At 59.2% G+C, this 22,337-nt stretch carries 20 protein-coding genes and 1 pseudogene; 11 read left to right on the forward strand and 10 right to left on the reverse strand.

Going from position 1 to position 22,337, the window contains the following annotated elements; genetic code table 11:
* Positions 1 to 52: 52 nt before the first annotated feature.
* The 6 genes from ACQZ5K_RS24635 to ACQZ5K_RS24660 form a co-directional block, all read right to left on the reverse strand.
* Positions 53 to 1,006 carry a phosphoglycerate dehydrogenase gene (locus ACQZ5K_RS24635; RefSeq protein WP_020812372.1) on the reverse strand — a complete coding sequence of 318 codons (954 nt, stop codon included), beginning with the start codon at positions 1,004 to 1,006 and terminating at the stop codon, positions 53 to 55.
* A 25-nt stretch (positions 1,007 to 1,031) separates the two neighbouring features.
* Positions 1,032 to 2,099: an ABC transporter ATP-binding protein gene (locus ACQZ5K_RS24640; protein ID WP_448741749.1), complete on the reverse strand. Its 1,068-nt coding sequence runs from the start codon at positions 2,097 to 2,099 to the stop codon at positions 1,032 to 1,034.
* Between the two features lie 4 nt (positions 2,100 to 2,103).
* Entirely contained in the window at positions 2,104 to 2,937 is an 834-nt protein-coding gene (locus ACQZ5K_RS24645; protein ID WP_020812374.1) for a carbohydrate ABC transporter permease, read from the reverse strand.
* A gap of 17 nt (positions 2,938 to 2,954) precedes the next feature.
* A complete protein-coding gene (locus tag ACQZ5K_RS24650) occupies positions 2,955 to 3,848 on the reverse strand; it encodes a carbohydrate ABC transporter permease (protein ID WP_448741750.1) in 894 nt (297 codons plus the stop codon).
* A 195-nt stretch (positions 3,849 to 4,043) separates the two neighbouring features.
* Positions 4,044 to 5,366 (reverse strand): ABC transporter substrate-binding protein, encoded by a 1,323-nt coding sequence (locus ACQZ5K_RS24655; protein ID WP_448741751.1) that lies wholly within the window; start codon positions 5,364 to 5,366, stop codon positions 4,044 to 4,046.
* A 309-nt stretch (positions 5,367 to 5,675) separates the two neighbouring features.
* Positions 5,676 to 6,383, reverse strand: coding sequence for a GntR family transcriptional regulator (locus ACQZ5K_RS24660; protein ID WP_020812378.1), 708 nt, complete (start codon positions 6,381 to 6,383; stop codon positions 5,676 to 5,678).
* A gap of 146 nt (positions 6,384 to 6,529) precedes the next feature.
* Here ACQZ5K_RS24660 and ACQZ5K_RS24665 point away from each other — a divergent pair.
* From ACQZ5K_RS24665 to ACQZ5K_RS24685, 5 genes and pseudogenes are all read left to right on the forward strand, one after another.
* Positions 6,530 to 7,096: pseudogene (locus tag ACQZ5K_RS24665) on the forward strand (acyl-CoA dehydrogenase family protein); the annotation flags it as partial.
* Positions 7,097 to 7,252: 156 nt separating this feature from the next.
* Positions 7,253 to 8,182: an MYG1 family protein gene (locus tag ACQZ5K_RS24670; RefSeq protein WP_448741752.1), complete on the forward strand. Its 930-nt coding sequence runs from the start codon at positions 7,253 to 7,255 to the stop codon at positions 8,180 to 8,182.
* Positions 8,183 to 8,487: 305 nt separating this feature from the next.
* On the forward strand, positions 8,488 to 9,036 hold the full coding sequence (locus ACQZ5K_RS24675) for a TRAP transporter small permease subunit (RefSeq protein WP_137005399.1): 549 nt from the start codon (positions 8,488 to 8,490) through the stop codon (positions 9,034 to 9,036).
* Between the two features lie 18 nt (positions 9,037 to 9,054).
* Positions 9,055 to 10,560 carry a TRAP transporter large permease gene (locus tag ACQZ5K_RS24680; RefSeq protein ID WP_175422193.1) on the forward strand — a complete coding sequence of 502 codons (1,506 nt, stop codon included), beginning with the start codon at positions 9,055 to 9,057 and terminating at the stop codon, positions 10,558 to 10,560.
* 68 nt (positions 10,561 to 10,628) lie between these two features.
* Positions 10,629 to 11,741: a TRAP transporter substrate-binding protein gene (locus ACQZ5K_RS24685; protein ID WP_137005398.1), complete on the forward strand. Its 1,113-nt coding sequence runs from the start codon at positions 10,629 to 10,631 to the stop codon at positions 11,739 to 11,741.
* A 63-nt stretch (positions 11,742 to 11,804) separates the two neighbouring features.
* Here the strand turns inward: ACQZ5K_RS24685 and mctR are convergent, their stop codons facing one another.
* The 3 genes from mctR to ACQZ5K_RS24700 all read right to left on the reverse strand — a co-directional run bounded on the left by mctR (position 11,805) and on the right by ACQZ5K_RS24700 (position 15,293).
* Positions 11,805 to 12,437, reverse strand: a complete 633-nt coding sequence (mctR, locus tag ACQZ5K_RS24690; RefSeq protein ID WP_059761235.1) for a two-component system response regulator MctR — start codon at positions 12,435 to 12,437, stop codon at positions 11,805 to 11,807.
* Complete coding sequence (gene mctS / locus ACQZ5K_RS24695; RefSeq protein ID WP_020809086.1) at positions 12,434 to 13,831, reverse strand: two-component system sensor histidine kinase MctS; 1,398 nt, start codon at positions 13,829 to 13,831, stop codon at positions 12,434 to 12,436. The genes mctR and mctS overlap by 4 nt, the downstream gene beginning before the upstream one ends.
* A 178-nt stretch (positions 13,832 to 14,009) precedes the next feature.
* Positions 14,010 to 15,293 carry a cystathionine gamma-synthase family protein gene (locus ACQZ5K_RS24700; protein WP_137005397.1) on the reverse strand — a complete coding sequence of 428 codons (1,284 nt, stop codon included), beginning with the start codon at positions 15,291 to 15,293 and terminating at the stop codon, positions 14,010 to 14,012.
* 123 nt (positions 15,294 to 15,416) lie between these two features.
* Between ACQZ5K_RS24700 and ACQZ5K_RS24705 the strand changes: the two genes are divergently transcribed.
* Positions 15,417 to 15,875, forward strand: coding sequence for an Lrp/AsnC family transcriptional regulator (locus tag ACQZ5K_RS24705; protein ID WP_003521846.1), 459 nt, complete (start codon positions 15,417 to 15,419; stop codon positions 15,873 to 15,875).
* A 117-nt stretch (positions 15,876 to 15,992) separates the two neighbouring features.
* On the opposite strand, the gene ACQZ5K_RS24710 is transcribed toward ACQZ5K_RS24705, so the two are convergent.
* A complete protein-coding gene (locus ACQZ5K_RS24710) occupies positions 15,993 to 17,681 on the reverse strand; it encodes a dihydroxyacetone kinase family protein (protein WP_137005396.1) in 1,689 nt (562 codons plus the stop codon).
* Positions 17,682 to 17,916: 235 nt separating this feature from the next.
* On the opposite strand from ACQZ5K_RS24710, the gene ACQZ5K_RS24715 reads away from it, so the two are divergent.
* The 5 genes from ACQZ5K_RS24715 (at position 17,917) to ACQZ5K_RS24735 (ending at position 22,331) form a co-directional block, all read left to right on the forward strand.
* Complete coding sequence (locus ACQZ5K_RS24715) at positions 17,917 to 18,279, forward strand: hypothetical protein (RefSeq protein ID WP_137005948.1); 363 nt, start codon at positions 17,917 to 17,919, stop codon at positions 18,277 to 18,279.
* Positions 18,280 to 18,363: 84 nt separating this feature from the next.
* Positions 18,364 to 18,756: a GFA family protein gene (locus ACQZ5K_RS24720; RefSeq protein ID WP_137005394.1), complete on the forward strand. Its 393-nt coding sequence runs from the start codon at positions 18,364 to 18,366 to the stop codon at positions 18,754 to 18,756.
* Between the two features lie 121 nt (positions 18,757 to 18,877).
* Positions 18,878 to 19,183, forward strand: a complete 306-nt coding sequence (locus tag ACQZ5K_RS24725; RefSeq protein ID WP_137005947.1) for a hypothetical protein — start codon at positions 18,878 to 18,880, stop codon at positions 19,181 to 19,183.
* A gap of 168 nt (positions 19,184 to 19,351) precedes the next feature.
* On the forward strand, positions 19,352 to 20,974 hold the full coding sequence (locus ACQZ5K_RS24730) for an EAL domain-containing protein (protein ID WP_137005393.1): 1,623 nt from the start codon (positions 19,352 to 19,354) through the stop codon (positions 20,972 to 20,974).
* An 88-nt stretch (positions 20,975 to 21,062) separates the two neighbouring features.
* A complete protein-coding gene (locus tag ACQZ5K_RS24735; RefSeq protein WP_137005392.1) occupies positions 21,063 to 22,331 on the forward strand; it encodes a sugar ABC transporter substrate-binding protein in 1,269 nt (422 codons plus the stop codon).
* Positions 22,332 to 22,337 lie beyond the last annotated feature (6 nt).

Below are 22,337 nucleotides of genomic sequence, written 5' to 3' on the forward strand. Positions count from 1 at the left end.
GTCAAACATATGTGGTCCCGGCATTCCGATGCGGAAGCCATGCCGGCGTGGATCAGAGCTGGTTGCGTGGCTGGCGGTTCGCGAGCACATCGATCACGGCCTCGGCGGTAATCCGGCCGATAGACGTGTAGGTTTCGTAGGTTTCCGCTGCCGTATGCGGCGTGGTGACGATCTGCGGCAGCGTAAAGAGCGGATTATCGGGCAAGGCAGGCTCCATCTCATAGACATCGATCGCCGCCGCCTGAAGATGGCCGCTGACGATGGCGTCGTAAAGCGCCTTCTCATCCACAAGGGCGCCACGCGCCGTGTTTATGAAGATCGAGCCGGGTTTCATCCGGGCAAAACGGCCTGCATCCATGAGACGGCGTGTCTCTGGCAGGCTTGGCATCATCATCACGAGAATGTCTGAAGACGAAAGCACCTCATCCATCTCGCACATCCGCACGCCAAGCTTCGTTGCGGCAGCCTGGTCGGGAAACTTGTCGTAAGCGATCACCTCCACATCGAAACCGGAGAGTTTGCGCGCGATCTTGCGGGCGATGTTACCGAAACCGAGGAGGCCGACGCGGCGGCCGATCAGTTCCTGCCCGACGAAACGGTCCCACGCGCCACCGCGCAAGGCATCGTGCAGATAGGGTATCCGGCGCATTGCCGAAAGGATCAGTCCGAGCGTCAGTTCGGCCACCGCATTGGCATTGCCGCCCGGCGCATTCGTCACCGCGATGCCATGCCGGTGGGCCGCATCGATATCGATATTATCGACACCGACGCCAAAACGCGCAATCGCCTTCAGTCGCGGGGCAAGGTCGAAAACACGGTCATTCCAGGTGTCGACACCGGCGATAACGGCATCGACATCGCCAAGTCTCGCGGATAATTCATCAAATGTCATCGGCCGCCCGAAGCCGTTTTCAACGACGTCGATACCTTCCGCCTCCAGCATCGCCTTGGCGTCCGCGCAATAGCGGGAATAATTCGTTGCCGTTACCAGTACGGTCTTGCTCATTGCAGTGTCTCTCGGAAAATCGAAATTAAATACGTGCACCGGCCTGATCGAACAGAACGCAGCGATCGGGATCGAAACTCACGGTCAGGATCTCGCCCGGTGCAGGCGCCATATCGCCCGACAGGCGGCAATTCAGCCGGTTGCCGGCAATATCCAGCAAGGCGAGCGTGTCGGCCCCCAATGGCTCGATCAGTTGAACCGGACCGGAAATCGTGGCGGACAACGAAGCCCGATGGGCCGAATCCAGCGAAAGATGTTCTGGCCGCACGCCGAGTTCCGCTGCACCTTCATAGTCCCGGCGTTCGACCGAAACGGGGATGCGCGTGCCATCCGGCAGGGTTGCGACACCCTTCGAAAGCTGCACGGGCAGGAAATTCATGGCCGGCGCCCCGATAAAACCGGCGACGAAGCGGGTTCTCGGGTTGCGGTAAAGCTCCTGCGGCGCACCGATCTGCTGGATGTGACCGTCCTTCAGCACGACGATACGATCGGCCATGGTCATGGCTTCCACCTGATCGTGAGTGACATAGATCATGGTGCTGCCGAGCCGCTGGTGGAGCTGCTTGATTTCCGCACGCAGATCGACACGCAACTGGGCGTCGAGATTGGAGAGCGGCTCATCGAAGAGAAAAACTTTCGGTCCGCGCACCATGGCGCGCCCCATCGCCACACGCTGGCGCTGGCCACCGGAAAGCTCGCGCGGGCGTCGCTTCAGCAGATGGGTAAGCTGCAGGGTGCGCGACACGTCTTCGACGCGCTGCTTCACCTGCGCCTCCGGCACACCGTTCATCCGCAGGGCAAAGCCGATGTTCTTTTCCACGGTCATATGCGGATAAAGCGCATATTCCTGAAACACCATCGCCACGTCCCGTTCCCAGGGGCGGAGCCTGTTGACGACCGTTCCCTCAATGGAGATCGAACCCTCCTGAAAATTCTCCAGGCCGGCAATCATGCGCAGCAGCGTCGATTTTCCGCAGCCGGAAGGACCGACGAAGACAATGAACTCGCCATCGACAATATCAAAGGAGAGGCCATGGATGACACGGTGCGCGCCGTAAGCCTTGACGACGTTCTGAATGGAAAGAGTGGCCATGGAATTATCCTTTGACTGCCCCTGCGGACAGGCCCGCGACAAGGCGGCGCTGGACGAGCAGGGTAAGAATGAGCGGCGGAAGAGCGATCATGGTTGCGGCGGCCATCAGCGCGCCCCAGTTGGTGACGCCCTCGCCGATGAAATTGAACGACGCGACGATGGCGGTCTTGGTGTCGAAGCCGGAGAGCGCCAGAGCGAACAGGAAATAGTTCCAGGTGAAGATGAAGCAGAGAATGGATGACACCACCACGCCGGGCATGACGACCGGAAGAACGATGCGCCAGAGCACCGACAGCGGACGGCAACCGTCCATCTGGGCGGCTTCCACCAGTTCGCGCGGCATGGCGTCGAAATAGGGCAGCATCGTCCACAGGGCGACCGGCATGGCGATGACGGCATGGGTCAGGATCAACACCGTGTAGGAACCGACAAGCCCGAGTTCGGAAAAGATGATGAACCAGGGCAGCAGGAACAGCGTGCCCGGCGCCATGCGTGAAAACAGCGCCAGTGTCGCGGGCCATGTGGTGCGATGCCAGGAGACCGCAAAGGCCGCCGGAAATGCGAGCAGGATGCCGAGCAACGTCGCGCCCGTGGAAACGATGAGCGAATTCAGCGTATTGGACAGGAATTCCGTGCGCTCGAAAAGCTGCCGGTAATTGTCCAGGGTGGGCGTGAAAAAGAGGCTCGGCGGCAGCTTCGTCACCTCGTAACGATCCTTGAAGGACGACAGGATCATCCAGAGGATCGGGGTGATCGCGGCGATGACCAGAATGGCGGTGCTCAGACCGCCGCGCAGTCTTTCGGCAAGGGAAGGCTGGTATGCCTCGTGTTCGTGCATGAAAATTCCTCCTCGATTTACCAGGTGACGGCCTGTCGCAGCCGGGAAAAGGCGACGACGGTGACCATGACGACGGCCGCGAGCGTGATCATGCCGGCCGAGGCGTAGCCGAAACGGGAAAACTCGAAGCCCTGCTGGTAGGCATAGATATTGAGCGTGGTCGACGCATTGCCCGGCCCGCCGCGCGTGGTGATGTAGATCACGTCGAAGAAACGCAGCAGATCGACCGACCGCAGGATCGCGGCGGACAGGAGCGTCGGCGCAAGCAACGGCAGGGTGATGTGAACGAGCCTCTTCCAGCCGATCACGCCATCGATCTCCGCCGCCTCGAACACCTTCGTCGGCAGGGACTGAAGGCCGCCCAGAACCAGAAGTCCGATCAGCGGCGACCATTGCCATGTGTCGACGGCGGCAACCGTCAGAAGGACCCACTTGGGATCGGCGAGCCAGAGGCTCGGGCCAATCCCCACCTCCCCGAGCAGCCAGTTCGCGACGCCGACGGCCGGATCGAGAATGACGATCGCCATCATGCCCACGACCACCGGCGGCATCATGAAGGGCATGACAGCCACCGTGCGAACGAGATTGCGCGCGCTACGCACCCGGTTGAGGGTGAAACCAAGCCAGGTGCCGATCATCATCTGCATGGCGAGCGCGAGTCCATAAAGCACCCATGTCAGAATGAAGGCGTTGTGAAATTCCCCGTCGGAAAGCAGCTCGAGATAATTCGCAAGACCGACGAAACGATCATCCATGCCGAGCGAGTTTTCGCGCAGCGAAATCCAGATCGCATAAAGAATGGGGAAAACGATCATCAAGCCGACGAATGCCACGGCGGGCGCCATCATCCAGCGAAAGGAAAGAACGGTCTGGCCGGGGCCGGAGATGCGGGAAGGCATCGGAGCGGTCATCACACGGGGATCCCTCATGAAAATGATATTTGTGTCTGCAATTGCTTGCCCCAAGCCGCGCCAGGCCGCACGCCGTGAAACTGACCGGCGGCCTGTGCAACGATTGGGGAGAGCAATATTTCCCGCCGGGGATCCGGCTCCGGACTTTGCAGCACGGAACCGGATTTCCCGGGAGGAATTCCTGGAGCCGGCGAATTATTGCAGGGCGAGCAGGGCCTTGTCCGCCTCGCAGGCGCCATCCTTGATCGTATTGTTGCCGAGCAGGTAATCCTGAACCACCTTGCCGATGATCTCGCGGGTCTGCGGCACCTTGTCGGTCGGCGATGCGTAGTCGCCGGTGCCGGTTTTGCTGATCTGCCTGATGGCGTCGGCCCAGCTTTTGCGGATCGGCAATTCGTCAGTGAATTTTTTCATATCCGCACCGTCGAAGACCGAACTGCGTGGCGGCGCGACACCGGCCTGAATGAGACGGGCCTCGATCTCCGGCGACGTTGCCCATTGCATGAACAGCCAGGTGGCCTCCTTGCGTTTGGAGAAATTCGACATCGACAGACCCCAGCCGAAGGCGACGGGCTTGGAAATGCCGGTTTCCTTGCCGGGCGGAAGCACCTTGATGGCAAGATCTTCAGCGCGGCCGGGGAATTTGACGATATTGGAGAATTCGTTGGAGGACTCATGCGTCATGGCGACCTTGCCCTGACCGAGAAGCTCAACGACCTGTGGGAAGGAATGGTTGGAAGCACCGACCGCGCCATAGGTTTTCAGAAGATCGCCATACATCTGCAGGCCGGCTATGGTCTTTTCCTGGCACAGGCCCGGCTTGGTCTTGTCCGCAGACTTGAAGTCGCCGCCAAGATTGAAGACGAAAGACGCCATCGGATAGGGTATCGCATTGCGCACGCCGCGCGCCGTCCAGGCGTTGACCGACTTGTCGCATTCCGAAATTGTTTTTGCAGCAGCGGGAATGTCTTCGAGATATTGCGGTTCAGGAATGTTGCACTTGGCGAAAATATCCTTGCGCCAGTAGAACAGCGGACCTTCGACATTGATCGGCACGCCGGTCAGCTTGCCATCAAAAATCTCGTTCTTGCGCAGCCCCTCGCCGAAATCCTCGAAATTGAAATCCGGCGAGGTCAGACTCGCGTCCTTCAGCAGCGGGTTGAGATCGGCATACCAGCCAGCCTTGTTGTAGACCGCGCCCTCACGGATTTTCAGCGAAATGAAGGCATCGACATCCGATGACCTGGCCTGCATGAGCGTCGACAGACGCGCGCGGATCGGGTCTTCGTTGAGAATCTCGACGCGAACCTTGATGCCGGTCTTTTCCGTGAATTCACTGGTCATATCCTTGATGGCGTTCGGCCAGGGATGGTTCGTGAACAGGACATTTATTGTCTGGCCTTCCTGTGAACGCCAGTTGAAATCGGCGGCTCCCGCAATCGAACCTGTAAAAACGACGCATGATGCAAGGGCTGCCATTTTTGACGCCGCCGCCAGACTGTTTCTGAAAAATTTCATGTCAATCATATCCTCCCAAATCTCGGTTATTTTCCTCAATGACGTATCGCCCCCGGATGAGTATGCGGGCGCATATCTCTCCCTCCCGGTCGGCGCGGATTTGCTGCGCGACCGCATCTCCTCCCTCAAGTCAGACGGAAGCTAGCAGGAAAATTTCACTGCCGCAATAGCTAACATGTTACCTTGATTGATGGTGACATTCCACCACGGCGCCCTTATGCATTCGGCAGCAGTTTCATTGGACGTCACGCTCTGGCCTGGCTGCCCCAAGCATAGGGAAACAGCCCGGAAGGCCCGCCAGAAGGGCGGCTACCGTGCGATCGCGCGGTTTTTGGCATTGTGAATGTGCTGTTCCATCGCTGCTGCTGCTGCAGCCGGATCGCGTGAGGCAATCGCATCGAGAAGGTTCAGGTGATCGTACATCGTGGGCAGGACGAGCGGAGGATTGAGCTGTGTATGCGCCTGGCGGATCAGCCGGATTTTTATCGCGTTCACACGGTAGATATTGGTGAGGATCGAATTCTGCAGGGAATCGATCATCCCGTGATGAAATCGGGAATCCAGCTCCTGCGCCCTGTCCACAAGGGCTCTGGAGACGTGATTGGCGTCCGGCTCGGCATTGCAGGCATCGATGATATCCAGATGTTCCTGCCGGATGGCCTCCAGCGTCTCGTCGCTAACCAGCCTCGCGAATATCTGGACAGCCTCCTTTTCCAGAAACAGCCTGACCTGAAATGCATCCTGCACCAGATTGAGATCGACCTGGGCAATCTGCATGCCACGCTGCGGAACCGTCACCAGCAGCCCTTCGGCTTCAAGGCGCGGGATCAGCTCACGGATCGCCGCAAGCGGCAACTGGGTAAGCTCGACCAATTGCCGTTGCGAAACAAATTGTCCGGGGCGGAGCTGGCGGGAAAGAAGGTGCTCCGTGAAACTGGAATAGGCGCGGTCTCTCTGATTGACGTGCCCCTCCGCATTTCTCAGGCTACGGCCATCCTTTTTCTTTTTCTCTACCAATGAGCGAACCTCCAATGCATGTATCTAACATGTTAGTAAGGTTGCCAATGAGATTCAATCACGGTCGAAGATGAAATTCGAAAATAGGCCATTCAGCCTCGAGGGGACTGAAATGCCCGCGTGATCCGTCGCAGCACGGCATTCGCGTCGAATATACCGAGGTTGAAATCCCGGCAGAAAATGTGCTGGAACTCGTTGATCCCTCCGTTGCCCAGCAGGATAATCGCGGCCACGAGGCGATGACGCTTGCCCTGACCGCAATTTATCTGGGTGCGTCTGAGGCCGCCCAGGAAGCGTTCATTCGCTTCGGGCATGAGCGCGTGCCCGCCAATCTGGGCCGTGCCATTGCGCGGACAGAACGTTTTGTCACGCTTTCGGGCGAAATCGACCTTTTGGTCTCCGGCGCCCGGCAGATCATCTTTGGCGCGCTCGCAAACCATATCGGCGATGCCGAACACCTGATAAGGGCCCGGCTTCTCGCCGGCCGGCGAATCCGCGAGGCCGTCCAGATAGCCGTTCGCGGCATCGGCAATCCCGGCCTCAACGCCGATCTCGGCCTCGAGCGGCATTTCCGCGATATCCAGTCGGTTCTCGTCCATGCTCCCCAGGAGGACACCTCCGTCGCCATTCTCGGACGCGCCGCCTTTGACCGCTGGAAAACGAGCGAGGATGACCGGTCGGCACCCAACCTGTCGATCCTGAAGACGGCTTGAAACGCAGTGACAAACCGCCTTTTATTCAGATCACGACGTCCAGCATATCGTTGCTTTTAGCCTCCATTGCGAATGGCGGGTTGAGATGCCGTCCGGCAAAGGGTATCAGATGCCACTCCCAGCGGAGCTTCCGCAAGCAACAAGGCGCATCCTGACATGATCCCGGACTTCCTCGTCACCCATTCCGGTGGCTTCCATGCCGACGAACTGCTGTCGAGCGTCGTGCTGACCCAGGTTTTCCCGCAGGCACGCCTGATCCGCAGCAGGGCGCCCGAATGGATCGCACCCGGCGCAGACCGCATCGTCTATGACGTCGGCGGTGTTTATGACGCGGCAAAGGGCGCCTTCGACCACCACCAGCGCGGCGCACCATTGCGGGAGGACGGTCAACCCTATAGTTCGTTCGGCTTGATCTGGAAGCATTTCGGCCGCGATTATCTCGCCGCCTTTGGCGTTCCTGAAGACCATATCGAAATCGTTTACGCCTCTTTCGATGCCAGCTTCGTGCTGCCGGTCGATCTGGTCGACAATGGCGCGCTCAGCCCCTCCACCGCAGGGGCACTCGCCGGGCTGACCCTGCCCGTGTTGCTGGAAACTCTGAAACCTGTTTTCGACGAGACAGATCCCGAAGCGGACAATCGCAGTTTCCACGCGGCGCTGGCCATCGCCCGCAGCTTCCTGGAGGCAAAGATTGCCAACAGCACCGCGAAATTGCGGGCTGAAGCGCTCGTGAGCCGGGCTATCGTGGATGCCGGCGAGGGACATATTCTGGAACTGCCGATGGGAATGCCGTTTCGGTCCGCCATCAAGAAGGCGGGCGCTGACCATCTGCTCTTCGTCGTTCATCCACGCAACAACGACTGGTGCCTGACCGGCATCCGCCGCGCGGACGAAGGCTTTGAGCTGCGGGCGGATCTGCCGGCGGCCTGGGCCGGCCTGACGGACAAAGATCTGGAGGCGGTTTGTGGCGTCGAAGGCGCGAGCTTCTGCCACAACGGCCGATTTGTCGCAGCGGCCAGAACCCGCGATGCGGCACTCGCCATGGCGGAGCTGGCGGTAAAAGAGGCGACCGCAGCCAAACAGTGACATGGCAGCCGCCCGTGCGGGTGGCCTGCATCTTGCGGTTTAAACGGATTTGAACCGACGGCCGGTGTTCAGATGGGCTTCGCCGGTGATTTTCTGGCAGGTGCAACCGCGCATTCGGGCCGGCAGCAGAAGGCGAAATTAAGCCCGGGTGCGGGTTTTGATCTCGCCCATACCCAGTTCTCGGTACGTCTCACGAAATTCGCCGGCGCGCGCCCTTGAGCGTCAGGCCACCATGGTTATCCTGCCCGAATTATGGCGGTCACACACGTATTGAGGAGTACGCGGCCGCTTTCGGGGAGGATATCATGAAGTTTCTGTTGGCCGTTTCGCGCGCCATCGATGCCGCCAATGCAGCCATTGGCAAAGGCATTTCCTGGCTGCTTCTCGCGGCTATTTTCATCAGCGCCATCAATGCCGTCATGCGCAAGGCGTTTTCGATGAGTTCCAACGCCTGGCTTGAATCGCAGTGGTATTTGTTCTCCGCCGTGTTTCTGATCGCCGCCGCCTACACGCTTCTTAACAACGAGCATGTGAAGGTCGATCTGGTCTACGGAAATCTTCCGCGCAAAGGGCAGCTGTGGGTCGACATTCTCGGGACCATTTTCTTTCTCATGCCCTTCTGCCTCATCACGGTCTATCTCTCCTGGCCGGTGTTTCTGCAGAAACTTGCTTCTGGTGAGGTTTCAAACAACACGGGCGGCCTCATTCAATGGCCCGTCTGGGCGCTGATACCGATTGGCTTCAGCCTTCTCGCCATTCAGGGCGTTTCGGAACTCATCAAGCGTGTCGCGATCCTGCGCGGCGATATCCCCGATCCGGTTGCAGCGGCTGACGCCGCCGCCGCACTGCTCTGATCGAAGGAAACAACAACAATGGCATTCATTGCGGAAAATCTCGCGCCCATCATGTTTGCGGCGCTCATCATCGTGCTTTTGCTCGGCTACCCCGTCGCCTTCGCCCTGGCCTTTGTCGGCTTTTTCTTCGGCTTCATCGGGATCGAACTCGGCCTGCTGCCGGCGACGCTGTTCCAGGCCATTCCCGATCGCATATTCGGCCAGATGTCGAACGAAACGCTGCTGGCGATACCGTTCTTCACCTTCATGGGGCTCATTCTTGAAAAGAGCGGCATGGCGGAGGATTTGCTGGACACGATCGGCCAGCTGTTTGGACCGGTCCGCGGCGGCATTGCGTTTGCCGTCATCTTCGTCGGGGCAATTCTGGCCGCCACCACCGGCGTCGTCGCCGCCTCGGTTATCTCGATGGGCCTCATCTCGCTTCCCATCATGTTGCGCTATGGTTATGACCGCAAGGTCGCCGCCGGCACGATCGCGGCTTCCGGCACGCTGGCGCAGGTCATCCCGCCCAGCCTCGTACTGATCGTGCTGGCCGACCAGCTCGGCCGTTCGGTGGGCGACATGTACAAGGGCGCGCTCGTTCCGGGTCTCATGCTCGTGGCGGCCTATACGCTTTATATCATCGTGACCTCGATCATCAGCCCCACGAAAGTCCCGGCCCTGCCGCTGGAGGCGCGGACCCTGCGCGGTACCAAGCTGCTGCTCAAGGTCATCACCTCGCTGGTGCCGCCGCTCGTATTGATATTCCTCGTGCTCGGCACGATCTTCCTCGGGATCGCCACCCCCACGGAAGGCGGCGCCATGGGCGCTGTCGGCGCGCTCGCCCTTGCGCTTGCCAACCGCAAGCTCAATTTCGGCCTGATCCAGCAGTCGCTGCATGCCACGGCAAAGCTGTCGTCCTTCGTGCTGCTCATCCTGCTCGGCGCGCGCGTCTTTTCCCTGACCTTCTATGGCGTGAACGGCCACGTCTGGGTCGAGCATCTGATGACATCGATTCCCGGCGGCGAGATCGGCTTCCTGATCGTCGCCAACCTGCTGGTCTTTTTCCTGGCCTTCTTCCTCGATTATTTCGAGCTGGCCTTCATCATCATCCCGCTGCTGGCGCCGGTCGCCGATGCGCTTGGCATCGACCTGATCTGGTTTGGCGTGATGCTGGCGGTCAACATGCAGACGTCGTTCATGCACCCGCCCTTCGGTTTCTCGCTGTTCTTCCTGCGGTCAGTCGCACCGACGCGCGCCTATAAGGACCGGATCACGGGACAGACCATCCAGCCGGTCACCTCGTCCCAGATATATCTGGGCGCCATTCCCTATCTGTTCATCCAGCTGACCATGGTCGTCATCATCATCGCCTTCCCCGGCATCGTGATGCACTACAAGTCAGGCGCCAAACAGGTCGATCCTTCCGCCGTCCATATCAATGTACCGATGCCCAGCATCGGCACGGACGCCGATCCCTTCGCCAATCCTTTCTCGGCGCCCGGCAACACCGCACCGAGTTTCGGAAAGCCGGCCACCCCATGACAATCGGCCGGGCGCAAAAGCGCCCGCCGCAACAAAAATCGCTAACGTTCAATAGGAGGAGGTAAACTATGAAGGTCAACCCAGGTCGCAGACAGCTCTTGTCAGGCGGCGTACTTGCAGGGGCGGCTGCGGCTGCTTCGGCACTTGCGACACCCGCCATAGCCCAGTCTTTGCCAACCGTTCGCTGGCGTCTCACGTCCGGCTTCCCAAACAATCTGGACACGATCTATGGCGGCGCCGTCGTCATGGCCAATGCATTGAAGGCCGTTACGGGCGGCAAGTTCGAAATCCAGGTCTTCCAGGCCGGAGAAATCGTTCCCGGTGCCCAAGCCATCGACGCCGTAAAAGCCAATACCGTCGAGATTTCCCATACCTGCGGCTACTATTTCACCGGGAAAGATCCGACATTCGCCATCGGTTCGACCATCCCCTTCGGCCTGAACGCCCGCCAGCAGAACGCATGGCTCTATCATGGCGGCGGCAACGAGGCTTACAACGAATTCCTTTCCGACTACGGCGTCATCGGCATTCCCGGTGGTGCGACGGGCGCCCAGATGGGCGGCTGGTATCGCAAGGAGATCAAGAGCCTCGAGGATATCAAGGGCCTCAAGATGCGTATTGCCGGCGTCGCCGGACAGGTACTCGCCAAGCTTGGCGCGGTGCCGCAGCAGCTTCCGGGTGGCGACATTTATCCGGCGCTGGAGCGGGGCACCATTGATGCCGCGGAATGGGTCGGTCCCTATGACGACGAAAAGCTCGGCTTCTACCAGATCGCGCCTTATTACTATTATCCCGCGTTCTGGGAAGGTGGGCTGACGATCCACTTCTTCGTCAACAAGGACCAATATGCAGCACTGCCTGATGAATACAAGGCAGCGCTCGACACCGCCTGCAAGGCCGCCAACATCAACATGCAGGCGCTGTACGACGTCAAGAACAAGGATGCGATCCGCTCGCTGGTTTCCAAGGGCACGCAGCTTCGCCCGCTGCCCCGCGATGTGCTCGACGCCGCCTACAAGGCGACCTTCGAGCTTTATGACGAGTACACGCAGAAGCATCCCGCATGGGCCAAGATCTATCCGGGCTGGAAGAAGTTCCGCGACGAGAGCTTCGAATGGTTCCGCGTCGCCGAATATACCTATGACAGCTACGGCTATGCCATGCAGACGGCCGGCAAATAAGCCGACATAGACTCTACCGAGGCCCCCGGATGGCGACATCCTGGGGCCTCAGGCCTTTGGCGGCTATTCTTTGATAAGCCCGTTATCGATCGCATAGCGGATGAGACCGGCGGTCGTCGCTATATCCAGTTTCCTCTTGATGTTCTTGCGATGGGTTTCCATCGTGCGCTCGGCGATGTCGAGCGCCAGGGCAGCGTCGCGATTGCTCTTTCCGCGCGCGATCAGCAGCAGAACCTCCTGCTCGCGTGTCGTCAGCGCCTTCAGCCTGCCCGAAGACCCCTCCATCAGCACATCGCGAACACCAGAGGAAAAATAGGTGCCGCCGGCAGCCACGGTTTCGATTGCGGCGACTATTTCTTCGGTCGCCACATCCTTCAGAATGTAACCCGCCGCGCCATACATGACCGAGGTCGATATATATTCCCGGCTGTCATGCATCGACAGCATCAGCACCCGGGCGGAAAGCTGTTTTTCCTTGAACAGCTCCAGGGCATCGATGCCATTGATCTGCGGCATGTTGATATCCATCAGCACCACATCGGGCCGCGTGGCGACAGCCGCGTCGATACCGGCCATGGCGGACACCGCGGTTCCAACGACTGCGAGATGCTCGTAAGTCTCGAGAACGGCCCTCAACCCATCCAGAACCAGAGGATGGTTGTCGATCAACAACACACGGATCGGATGAACGGTCACTCGGCGGCCTCCTGTAAGCCGCTATTGCGATCCTTCATGGCGGTGATGGGCAGCACCGCCCGCAGAACGGTTCCCCTGGCGGAGCTTTCGACATCCAGCCTGCCCCCGAAATGCGTCATGCGTTCCTGCATGTTTCTCAAACCCAGCCCCTTGCTTGCCGGCATCCCGTTCTCTGTCCGAACGGCCGGAAAGCCGCGGCCATTGTCGCTGACATCCATCTGGACCCGTTCATCGCGACTGGAGAACCGGATGGCGACCTGCGTCGCGCCGGCATGGCGCTCGATATTGGTCAGCGCCTCCTGTGCGACACGGTAAAGCGCAACCCGTGCCTCCGGGACAAGCATATGCTTGAAGGCCACAGATTCAAGCGTCGCCGCAATTCCCGTGCGTTCGGAAAAACTCGAGATCAGGGATTCCAGAGCTGCCGTCAGCCCCAGATCGTCGAGGACACGCGGGCGAAGATCGTGCGAGATGCGGCGGACCTCCTTGATCGCTTCGTTCAGCGCAATGGCGCCTTTGCCGATTGCCTCGACAGCGCCGACATTATCCGGCGTGACCTTGCGCCGTGCGAGATCGATCGCAAAACGCACGCCGACGAGATTCTGGGAAATGCCGTCATGCAGCTCCCGGGCAATGCGCAGACGCTCCTCCTCCTGGGTATCGATGATCCTTTGCATCAACTCCTTGAGCCGGCCATCCGCCAGCCGCTGCTGGCGCAGATTGAGCAGCATGCAGGTGGCAAACACCAGCAATACGGCAGGAACCGCAAACAGGGCGACGATCAGGAAGTTCCAGGTGATTGAATGCCGCAACTCCTCCTTCGCCGCCGCCGTCGTCGCAAAAACGTCGTCGAGGTAAACGCCGGTACCGATCATCCAGCGCCATTTGTCGAGGCCGGCCGCAAAGGAAAGCTTGTCGGCCATTTTTTTGGTGGAAGGCTTTTCCCACTTGTACTGGACCAGCCCTCCCCCCTTTTTCGCCTCGACGATCAGATCGTAGATCACCCGGTTGCCATCGGGATCGTGGAGATCCAGCCAGTTGTTCCCCGGACGGAAATTCTGCCGCGGATGGACCACGTTCAGCCCGTCATAGTCATAGACGAAGAAATAGCCGTCAGTGCCGTAGTCGAGACCGGTCAGGATGCGCTTGACCTCTTCCTTCGCGGCCTCGTCATCCGGCCCTGCCCTGTCATAGACCGAGCGGATCGCCGAAAGGGCAAGATTGGTGAGGTTAAGAAGTTCAGCCTCCTTTGCAGCGAGCATGTTGCGTTCGAACGCATCGATGCTCGTGCGCGCCAGCGTCATAGACTGCCACGTAATCAGCGCTGTGATGACGATAATCGCAAGAACGAGAGGCCCGATGGCCAATGCGAGAATCTGGCTCCTGAGTTTCATGCGCCCCCCGACACATTCATCTTGCACTCTTCACTTCACAACACTTAATGCCGCAAATCGGCGACGTTGGAAAGCGAGCCGCACGATGCGACCATAAGTGACCTATCCAGGTTTGTAACCTGAGGGCAGCTTTCAAACATTTCTGTGGCCCGTGGGATAAACGGCGTTCCCGTTTTCGTCAGGCCTGATCCAGGGCAAGGGTCAGGTCAGCAACAAGATCGTCGGGATGTTCGATGCCGATGGACAGCCGGATCGTGGAATCAAGCACACCAATGCGCTGGCGGATATCGGCAGGAACGCCCGAATGCGTCATCGTTGCGGGGTGAGACGCAAGAGACTCCGTGCCGCCGAGGCTTACCGCGAGTTTGAATATGTTGAGCGCATTGAGGAATTTGAAAGATGCGGCCTGCCCGCCGACGATATCGAACGAGAAGGTCGATCCCGCGCCGGAGCATTGAGCGGCGAATACCCTGCCAACCGCGGACGCCGGATCGCTGAACGGCAGGTAATGGATTTTCTCGACCTTGGGATGCGTATTCAGGAATTCCGCCACGACCCTGGCGTTGCTGTCCGCCCGCTCCATCCGAATCTGCAGCGTCTCAAGGGAACGTCCGAGCATCCAGCACGAATGCGGATCGAGCTGCGTGCCGATTGCTCCACGCAACGCCTTCACCTGTTTCATGACATCCTTCCGGCCGAGCGCCGCGCCGGCAATGAGGTCGGAATGCCCGCCAACATATTTCGTCAGCGAATAGAGCGAGATGTCCGCACCGTATTCGATGGGCCGCTGGAACACCGGGCCGAGAAGCGTATTATCGCAGGCGATGATCGGCCTGTGCCCCTGCCTTTCGCCGATCACGTCGGCGACCCGGCTCATCATCGCGATATCGACAATGCTGTTTGTCGGATTGGCGGGGGTCTCGATGAGGATGACGGAGACCCTGCCTTTCGCCATTGCCTCCTCTGCGGCAGCCATCACCGAGGTCTCGCTGACACCATCGGCGAACCCCACTGCCGAGACGCCGAAATTATGGAAGGTCTTGGCCAGCAGCGTCTCCGTGCCGCCATACAGCGGCTGGGAATGGAGCACGGTGTCGCCGGGCCGGACGAAGGCGAAAAGTGTCGTCGAAATGGCGGACATGCCCGAGGAGAACAGTGCACAGCTCTCCGTGCGCTCATAAACCGCAAGACGATCCTCGACGATCTCGCTGTTCGGATGGTTAAAGCGAGAATAGACGAGGCCCGCGCCCCTGCCCTCGGGCGGCTCCTTGCGGCCGGAGACATAGTCGAAGAAGTCGCGCCCGTCTTCCGCCGATTTGAAAACGAAGGTCGATGTCAGGAACACGGGAGGCTTTACGGCGCCCTCCGACAATTCCGGATCATAACCGTAATTGAGCATCTGGGTTTCAGGATGGAGAGCGTGGTTGCCGATATGGGTTTTGGACGGATGCGGCGCGGTCATTTCCGATGATCCCTCAGCTGGCGTTGAACTACCTGCAGGTTACACGCAGTGAAACCAAAATACCTTGCATTCTGAAGCGTCGAGTTGTCTCATGAAGCAATATATTGCGGAGAATGGTCATTTATGTCGCAAAAAATTGCAGACCCGATCGACAGGCGGATACTCAAGGAATTGTCTGCCGATGCGCGGATCACGAACAACGAACTTGCCGAGCGGGTCGGACTGTCGGCATCGGCGTGCCTGCGGCGGCTTCGACGCCTGGAGGAGATGGGCGCCATCAAAGGGTACTCCGCGATCATCAATCCGGCAATCGAGGGATGGACCATGACCGCCCTTGCGTCCGTCCGCCTCAGCCGCCAGCACGATGACGAAATCCGGATGTTCGAGGCGGCTGTGCTTGACTGGGACGAGGTTCTCGAATGTCATCTGGTCACGGGGCCAAGGGACTACATGCTCAAGGTCATGTGCGGTGGGCTGGAGGATTACGAGCGTTTCATCAAGGACAAGATCGCAAAGCTGAAATGCGTCGAGACCATCGAGACCAGCTTCGTCATGAACACGATCAAGGCGCGGCGCATCTGAGCGTCACGGCCACGGCGGCAATCCGCTTTCTCATCCGGCTCCCGCAACGCTCGGCATTGCAGGGTTTTAGAGGAGCCTGGGCGGCGCATGCCTGCTCCGGCCCGCCGCCCATCGGCGCTAATCGTTGCCGATTGCTTCAAGCCAGATGCTGACTGCGACCGCACCCGCATCGGGATGTCCTATTGCCCGCTCACCAAGATAGCTCGCGCGCCCGAGCCGCGGCTTCATCGACGTCGTCGCCTCGGCGCCTGCGATGCCTGCCGCCGAGGCGGATCGCCAGGCCACGTCGGCCGAAGCTCCGCCTGCGAGTTTGTCCCGGAACGTTTCCGCGGCCGGATGAAGCGCATCTATCATCGTACGGTCCCCCGGTTTCGCGCCGCCGAGTTCCGAGACGGCGAGAACGGCAGCCACGAACGCCTCCGCCATCTGTGGGGCCGTCGGCTTTTCGATCCCGGCAAGATGGCGCGAAGCGCGCATCAGGCCCGTGGCGTAAAACGGGCCCGAGCTTCCGCCGATTGCCTTCCGCATCGCATTCGCCATCGCCATCAAACCACCGGACACATCTGCGAAGCTCTCCCCGGGCAGCGCCAATATTGCTTCGGCGCCTCGCACCATGCTTGTCCCAAGGTCACCGTCACCCGTAACACTGTCCAGCTGCGTCAGTATGGGCTCTGCGGCGATCAGGGCTCGGGCGACCCGCTCCGCCGCGGAACGCAGTCGTTCACCGGCGGCTGTTATCCTGATTTCCGCAGTCACGCTCTTCTTAACACCTGCCGAAGGCAAGACGCGGTTGCGGTTCACCGCACCGCCGCGCGGCCATGCACCGGCATCGGTCGGCGCATCGATGAGGTTGACCATTGCCTCATCCACATGCATGACCGACAAAGAAAAGCCGGGCATGTCGAGGGCGGAGAGGAAGGTACCGGCCCATGCCCGTTCGACCACGACGCCCTTTGCTTCCAGACGCGCGACGGCGGATCGCGCCACGACCGCAAGTTCCATTGGCGGCGTCGATCCCAGTCCGTTGACCAGAAGCGCAACCCTGTCTCCGCTCTTCAGCCTGCCATCGGCTTCGATCGTCTCGAGGACCAGATTCACAAGCTCGTCCGCCGATGCGATGGACATCCTCCGGACACCCTGCTCGCCATGGATACCGAGCCCGACTTCGATTTCAGCGTCGCCAAGGACGAAGCCCGGCCTGCCGACGGCAGGGAGCGTGCAGGAGCCTAGCGATATTCCCATGGAGGACAATTTTCCGGCAGCTTCCCGCGCGATGCGGGCCACCTCTTGAAGGGGAAGCCCCTGTTCAGCGGCCGCGCCGGCAAGCTTGTGCACAAGCACCGTGCCCGCAATACCCCGGCGACGATCGTCGGGAACTGTGTCCTTCAACGCAACGTCATCGGCGACGACCACGATCTCGACCGGAATTCCTTCAGCCCGTGCCAGCTCGGCCGCCAATCCGAAATTCAGCCGATCGCCCGTGTAGTTCTTGACGATAACCAGAGCGCCGGCGGGTCCGGCCGCAGCCCTGATGCCGGCAAGAATCGCATCGGTGCTCGGCGAGGTGAAGACATCGCCTGCCACCGCAACGGTCAGCATGCCCGCGCCGACATAACCCGCATGAGCTGGCTCATGACCACTGCCCCCGCCCGACAGGACCGCCACCATGCGCTTTTCCGGGTCCAGAAGGCCAGACCGGATAACGACATTCTCATCCGTAAGCAGGACGGTTGCAGGGCTGAGGGCCACCACGCCTTCGAGCATGTCCCGCACAACGGTGGCTGGATCGTTGATGAGTTTCTTCATGCCTTACTCCTCGATGCAGTTCGTCGACCGGCGGGGACGCGCACGTGCCCTGCTGACCGTGAACAAGCACGATCTCCCGACCAATTTCAAGTTCCAGCTATTCGAACTCGCGGCATCGATTGAGGGCGCGCAAGGGAAACACAGGTGCATATCCGCCATTGCCTCTCGCGACGGAGGCGCTATCATGATCGCGCTGTAGGACGGTAAGCTTTGGGAGGAGCGATACGTGAGACGGATGTGGCCAGACGAATTTGCGTTTCTGCTGGACGGTGCAGAAGAGGTTGACCTACATATTCCATCGGCGGCGCATGACGATGGTTCGCCCGGAAAAACAATATCCAGAAAGGCCTTGAAAGCCCGGATCAGCCAGCAGGATTTTGAAAAAATCTGGCATCTCGCAGAGGCCCGCTACCGGCTGAACGGCAGGTTCTCTGACAAAGCGATTACGCTGATCGCCAACAACCCCCATTACCAGAAATGGCACCCCTCCGACGGCGGCAGCATCGAAAGCGTCTCCGATAGCGGTCAGAAATACACGACGCGCTATGTGAACGTGCACTTTCTTCTGGATGATGTCAGCGAAGCTGTCGAAGCCTGAAATCCGGAGAGGCGGTTCCTGCCAGTGAGTGGTGGAGGGACCTCGAAAGCCATATTTCGAGGATTTAGAACTGGGAGCAACAGTGTGCGCTTGGCCCATTGTTCATGTCGTCAGCTAACTGTGGTGACAAGCGGAGAACCCCGCAAGGTCTCCGTTTGTCACTGCCGTGCATGTCAGCATCGTACCGGCTCAGCGTTCGGAGTCGCGGTGTTTTATGAAGCAGATCAAGTTACTGCGTCGGGAGCACACCAAACCTATATGCGCCCTGGAGATAGCGGAAAGAGCCTGGAGTTTCGCTTCTGCCCCGCCTGCGGATCCACCGTCTATTGGATACCGGAATTTCGGCCCAGTCTCGTCGCCATCGCCTTGGGCTGTTTTGAGGATTCAGGTGCCATGGAACCAACTCAAAGCGTTTATGAGGAGACCCGCCATACTTGGGTTTCCCTATCTTTTCGAGATACTGGAGAGAGATGTTGAGGGGCAAGTTCACTGCAGGGAGATCGGCCATCCGTCGGATCGATACAGAGTCATGCAAAGTTTGAGTTGACCCTCCTGGACGGTGAGATGACACTTGAATGCCGAAACGATGGGGGAATTGATGGACCAACCACACCGATGGCGCCATATGGCAAGCGCGCCGAAAAACGGAGATCGGATTCTCATCACGATACGGTCGTCCGAACAAGGGCCGTCCCAGGTAGACCTTGCGTACTGGTCGAAAGGCGACCAGTACGGTTCAGAAGGCTGGCGTGCCTCGGACTCTTCGCCGGGGCGGATCATCGAATACGCGGAGCCGGAATTGAAGTGCTGGATGCCTATGCCCTCCGCAAATACCGATGGCCTCACGATGCCCGCTCCATGGGAAGGCGAGGATGCCCGCGAGCTCGATGGGTCGGGAATCTGAGGAGAAAGCCAAAGCAATAAGCCCGCAACGGTCACCATCGCCCAGTGGCTGGGGTTCTTCTGGAAACTGATGCACCAAAAACTGCTCCACGACTTTCGCCAGTTTGCGCACAGCAAAAATTAAGGAGAACAGGACAATTTGTTCTCCGGCTACTGTTGGAGAGTAACAATGCAGGCTCGGCGTTGGCGCGTAATAGCAGTGGGGATACTTCTGGCCATAATCGGAGCCGTGCTTCCCATTGCCGCCATGGCCTGGACCTCCTGGCGGGTCGCGGTCCAAAAGGAACTCGACATCCTGGCTCTCGTTGCCGAAAGGTCACTCGCGCGCGCCGACAATACATTCAAGGAAGCGCAAGGCGCGCTGGAAGCAATCGAAGCCGCGCATCTTCCTGCGTGTTCGGATCAACATATCGCGCAAATGCGGATCGTGACGATCAATGTTCCGTCAATCGAGGAGATTGGTTATTTCGAAAACGGCGTTATCAAATGTACGTCCTGGGGCCGCACCGCAGGAAATATCGCCAAATCCCATGTCGATTATGTCACGTCCGAAGGCATCGAAGTGACGTTGCGTATTCAGCCGGGTGTCAGCCATGGCGATCAGATGACGAGTCTGCACCTCGGCCATCACAACGCGCTCGTCGCGCCTTCCCGCTTTGTCGATATCATACTGCGAGACGGAATATCCCTCGCGCTCCTCAACGATCATGGGCAGGTCATCAGCACGCAGAACCAGCCGGATGCGCGCGTTGTAACGGCACTTGCGGCGCAGGCGGGCCGGGGTGTCAATGATGCTTCGCTTTACTCTGTCGTAAAAGACGATGGGCTGACCGCAATCGTCCTCGAACCGAGGGCGGCTATGCGGGAGAAACTCCTGCGCGAGCTGATGGTTCTTTTGCCGATCGGAGCATTCATTGCGTCCTTTATCGTCGGAATCATTGTCTGGATGTCGCGCAAGCGGTTGTCCCCACAAACAGAATTGGAAATCGCAATTCGGAATCGCGAGTTTGTCGTCCATTATCAGCCGATTATCGATCTGAAGACCAATATATGCGTCGGCGCGGAGGCGCTCGTCCGCTGGAGGCGGCCCGATGGCACCCTTGTAAGACCAGATTTTTTCATTCCCCTTGCTGAGGAGACCGGATTGATAGAGCCGATTACCGATCAGGTCGTCGAAGCCGTTATTGCCGATATCGGGCCCATGCTCGTTGAGGATCGTACGCTGCACATCGCCGTCAATCTCTGCGCCCAGGACATCAAAACCGGACGAATTTTGGATTTCATCGATCAGCGTCTGACGCCTGCCGGTATCCGCAAGGAGCAAATATGGCTCGAAGCGACGGAGCGCGGTTTCATCGACATCGACGCAGCCCGCATTACCCTGGATAAAGCGCGCAGGGCGGGCCATTCCGTCGCAATAGACGACTTCGGCACCGGCTATTCCAGCCTTCAATATTTGCAGGGGCTCCCGATGGATGCCCTGAAGATCGACAAGTCCTTCGTCGACACGATCGGCAGGAACACCGCCACCAGCACCGTCACGCTCCATATTATCGGAATGGCGCGTGAACTTGGCCTGTTCTCCGTCGCCGAAGGTATCGAGACGGAGGAGCAGGCAGCCTATCTGCGCGAACATGGCGTGGACTTCGGTCAGGGCTGGCTTTTTTCGAGGCCCCTCCCCGCCGGGCAATTTATCGCGTTCCAGCGGCAAAACAAATCGGAATACGGTGCCGCTCCGGAGGTCATTCAGGCGACGCCTGTCGAAGCGGTGGAAAAGAACCCCTCACTTTGATGGTCTGTTTCGGACCGCCAGAACACAAATTTTCTGCGGAACAATCGGTGGATGCTGAAGTTACTCTTCCTCAGGAGGAGGACCATCTATGATCACCAAAGCCATTTTTGCGGGGGCAGCCGCTGCCCTGACGACGCTTTTTTCCACCGTGGCACTGGCGCAGACCGACTTGACCATGTGGTATCACGGCGCGGGCAATGTGGAAGAACGCAAGATTCTGGCCGGCATCATCGAGGACTTCAATTCGTCCCAGTCGGACTGGCGGGTGTCGCTTCAGGAGTTCCCCCAAACCGCCTATAACGAATCCGTCACCGCCGCCGCGCTCTCCAACAAGCTGCCAGACATTCTGGATGTCGACGGCCCCAACATGCCGAACTGGGCGTGGTCCGGTTATCTGCAGCCACTGCAGATCGATGAGGCAAAGCTTGCCAATTTTCTGCCAGGTGCGGTGGGGAAGTGGGGAGACAAGCTCTATTCGGTCGGCCTGTGGGATGCGGCTGTCGCGGTCTTCGCCCGCAAATCCGTTCTCGATGAAAATGGCATTCGCATTCCAACGCTGGACCAGCCATGGAGCGGCGAGGAATTTAATGCAGTGCTCGAAAAGCTCGCGGCCAGCGGCAAATTCGAATATGCGATCGACCTCGGCATGGCCGATAAAACCGAATGGTACAGCTATGCCTTCAGCCCGTTTCTGGAAAGCTTCGGCGGCAGTTTGATCGACAAGGAAAATTATCAAACCGCCGAGAACGCCCTCAACGGAGACAACGCCATCAAGTTCGGAGAATGGTGGCAGTCCCTGTTCCAGAAAAAACTCGCACCCGGAACATCGCAATCGCCTGCCGACCATGAAACCGGCTTTCTGGAAGGCCGCCATGCCCTGCAATGGATGGGCAACTGGGTTGCGGTGAAGGCTCTGGAGAAATATGGAGACGACCTGCTGTTCCTGCCTGCCCCTGATTTCGGGAACGGTCCAAAGATCGGTGCAGGCTCCTGGCAGTTTGGCGTCTCAGCCACCAGCAAACATCCCGAAGGCGCCTCCGCCTTCATCGAATTCGCCATACAGGACAAATATCTCGCGCAGTTCTCCGATGCGATCGGCCTCATCCCGGCCACGTCTTCGGCAGCCCAGATGACGAAGAACTACAAACAGGGCGGCCCGCTCGAGGTTTTCTTCGAGCTCTCGAAACGTCAGGGAACGTTGCGCCCGGTGACGCCCGCTTACGCCTTCATCTCACCGGTCTTTTCCAAGGCCGTGTCCGACATTGCCAACAGCGCGGATGTTGCCGATACGCTGGACAACGCGGCCAACGAGATAAACAACAACATAGAGCGCAATTCCGGTTACCAACCCAAATAGGGGCGT

The organism is Agrobacterium sp. 22-226-1 (assembly GCF_053522345.1).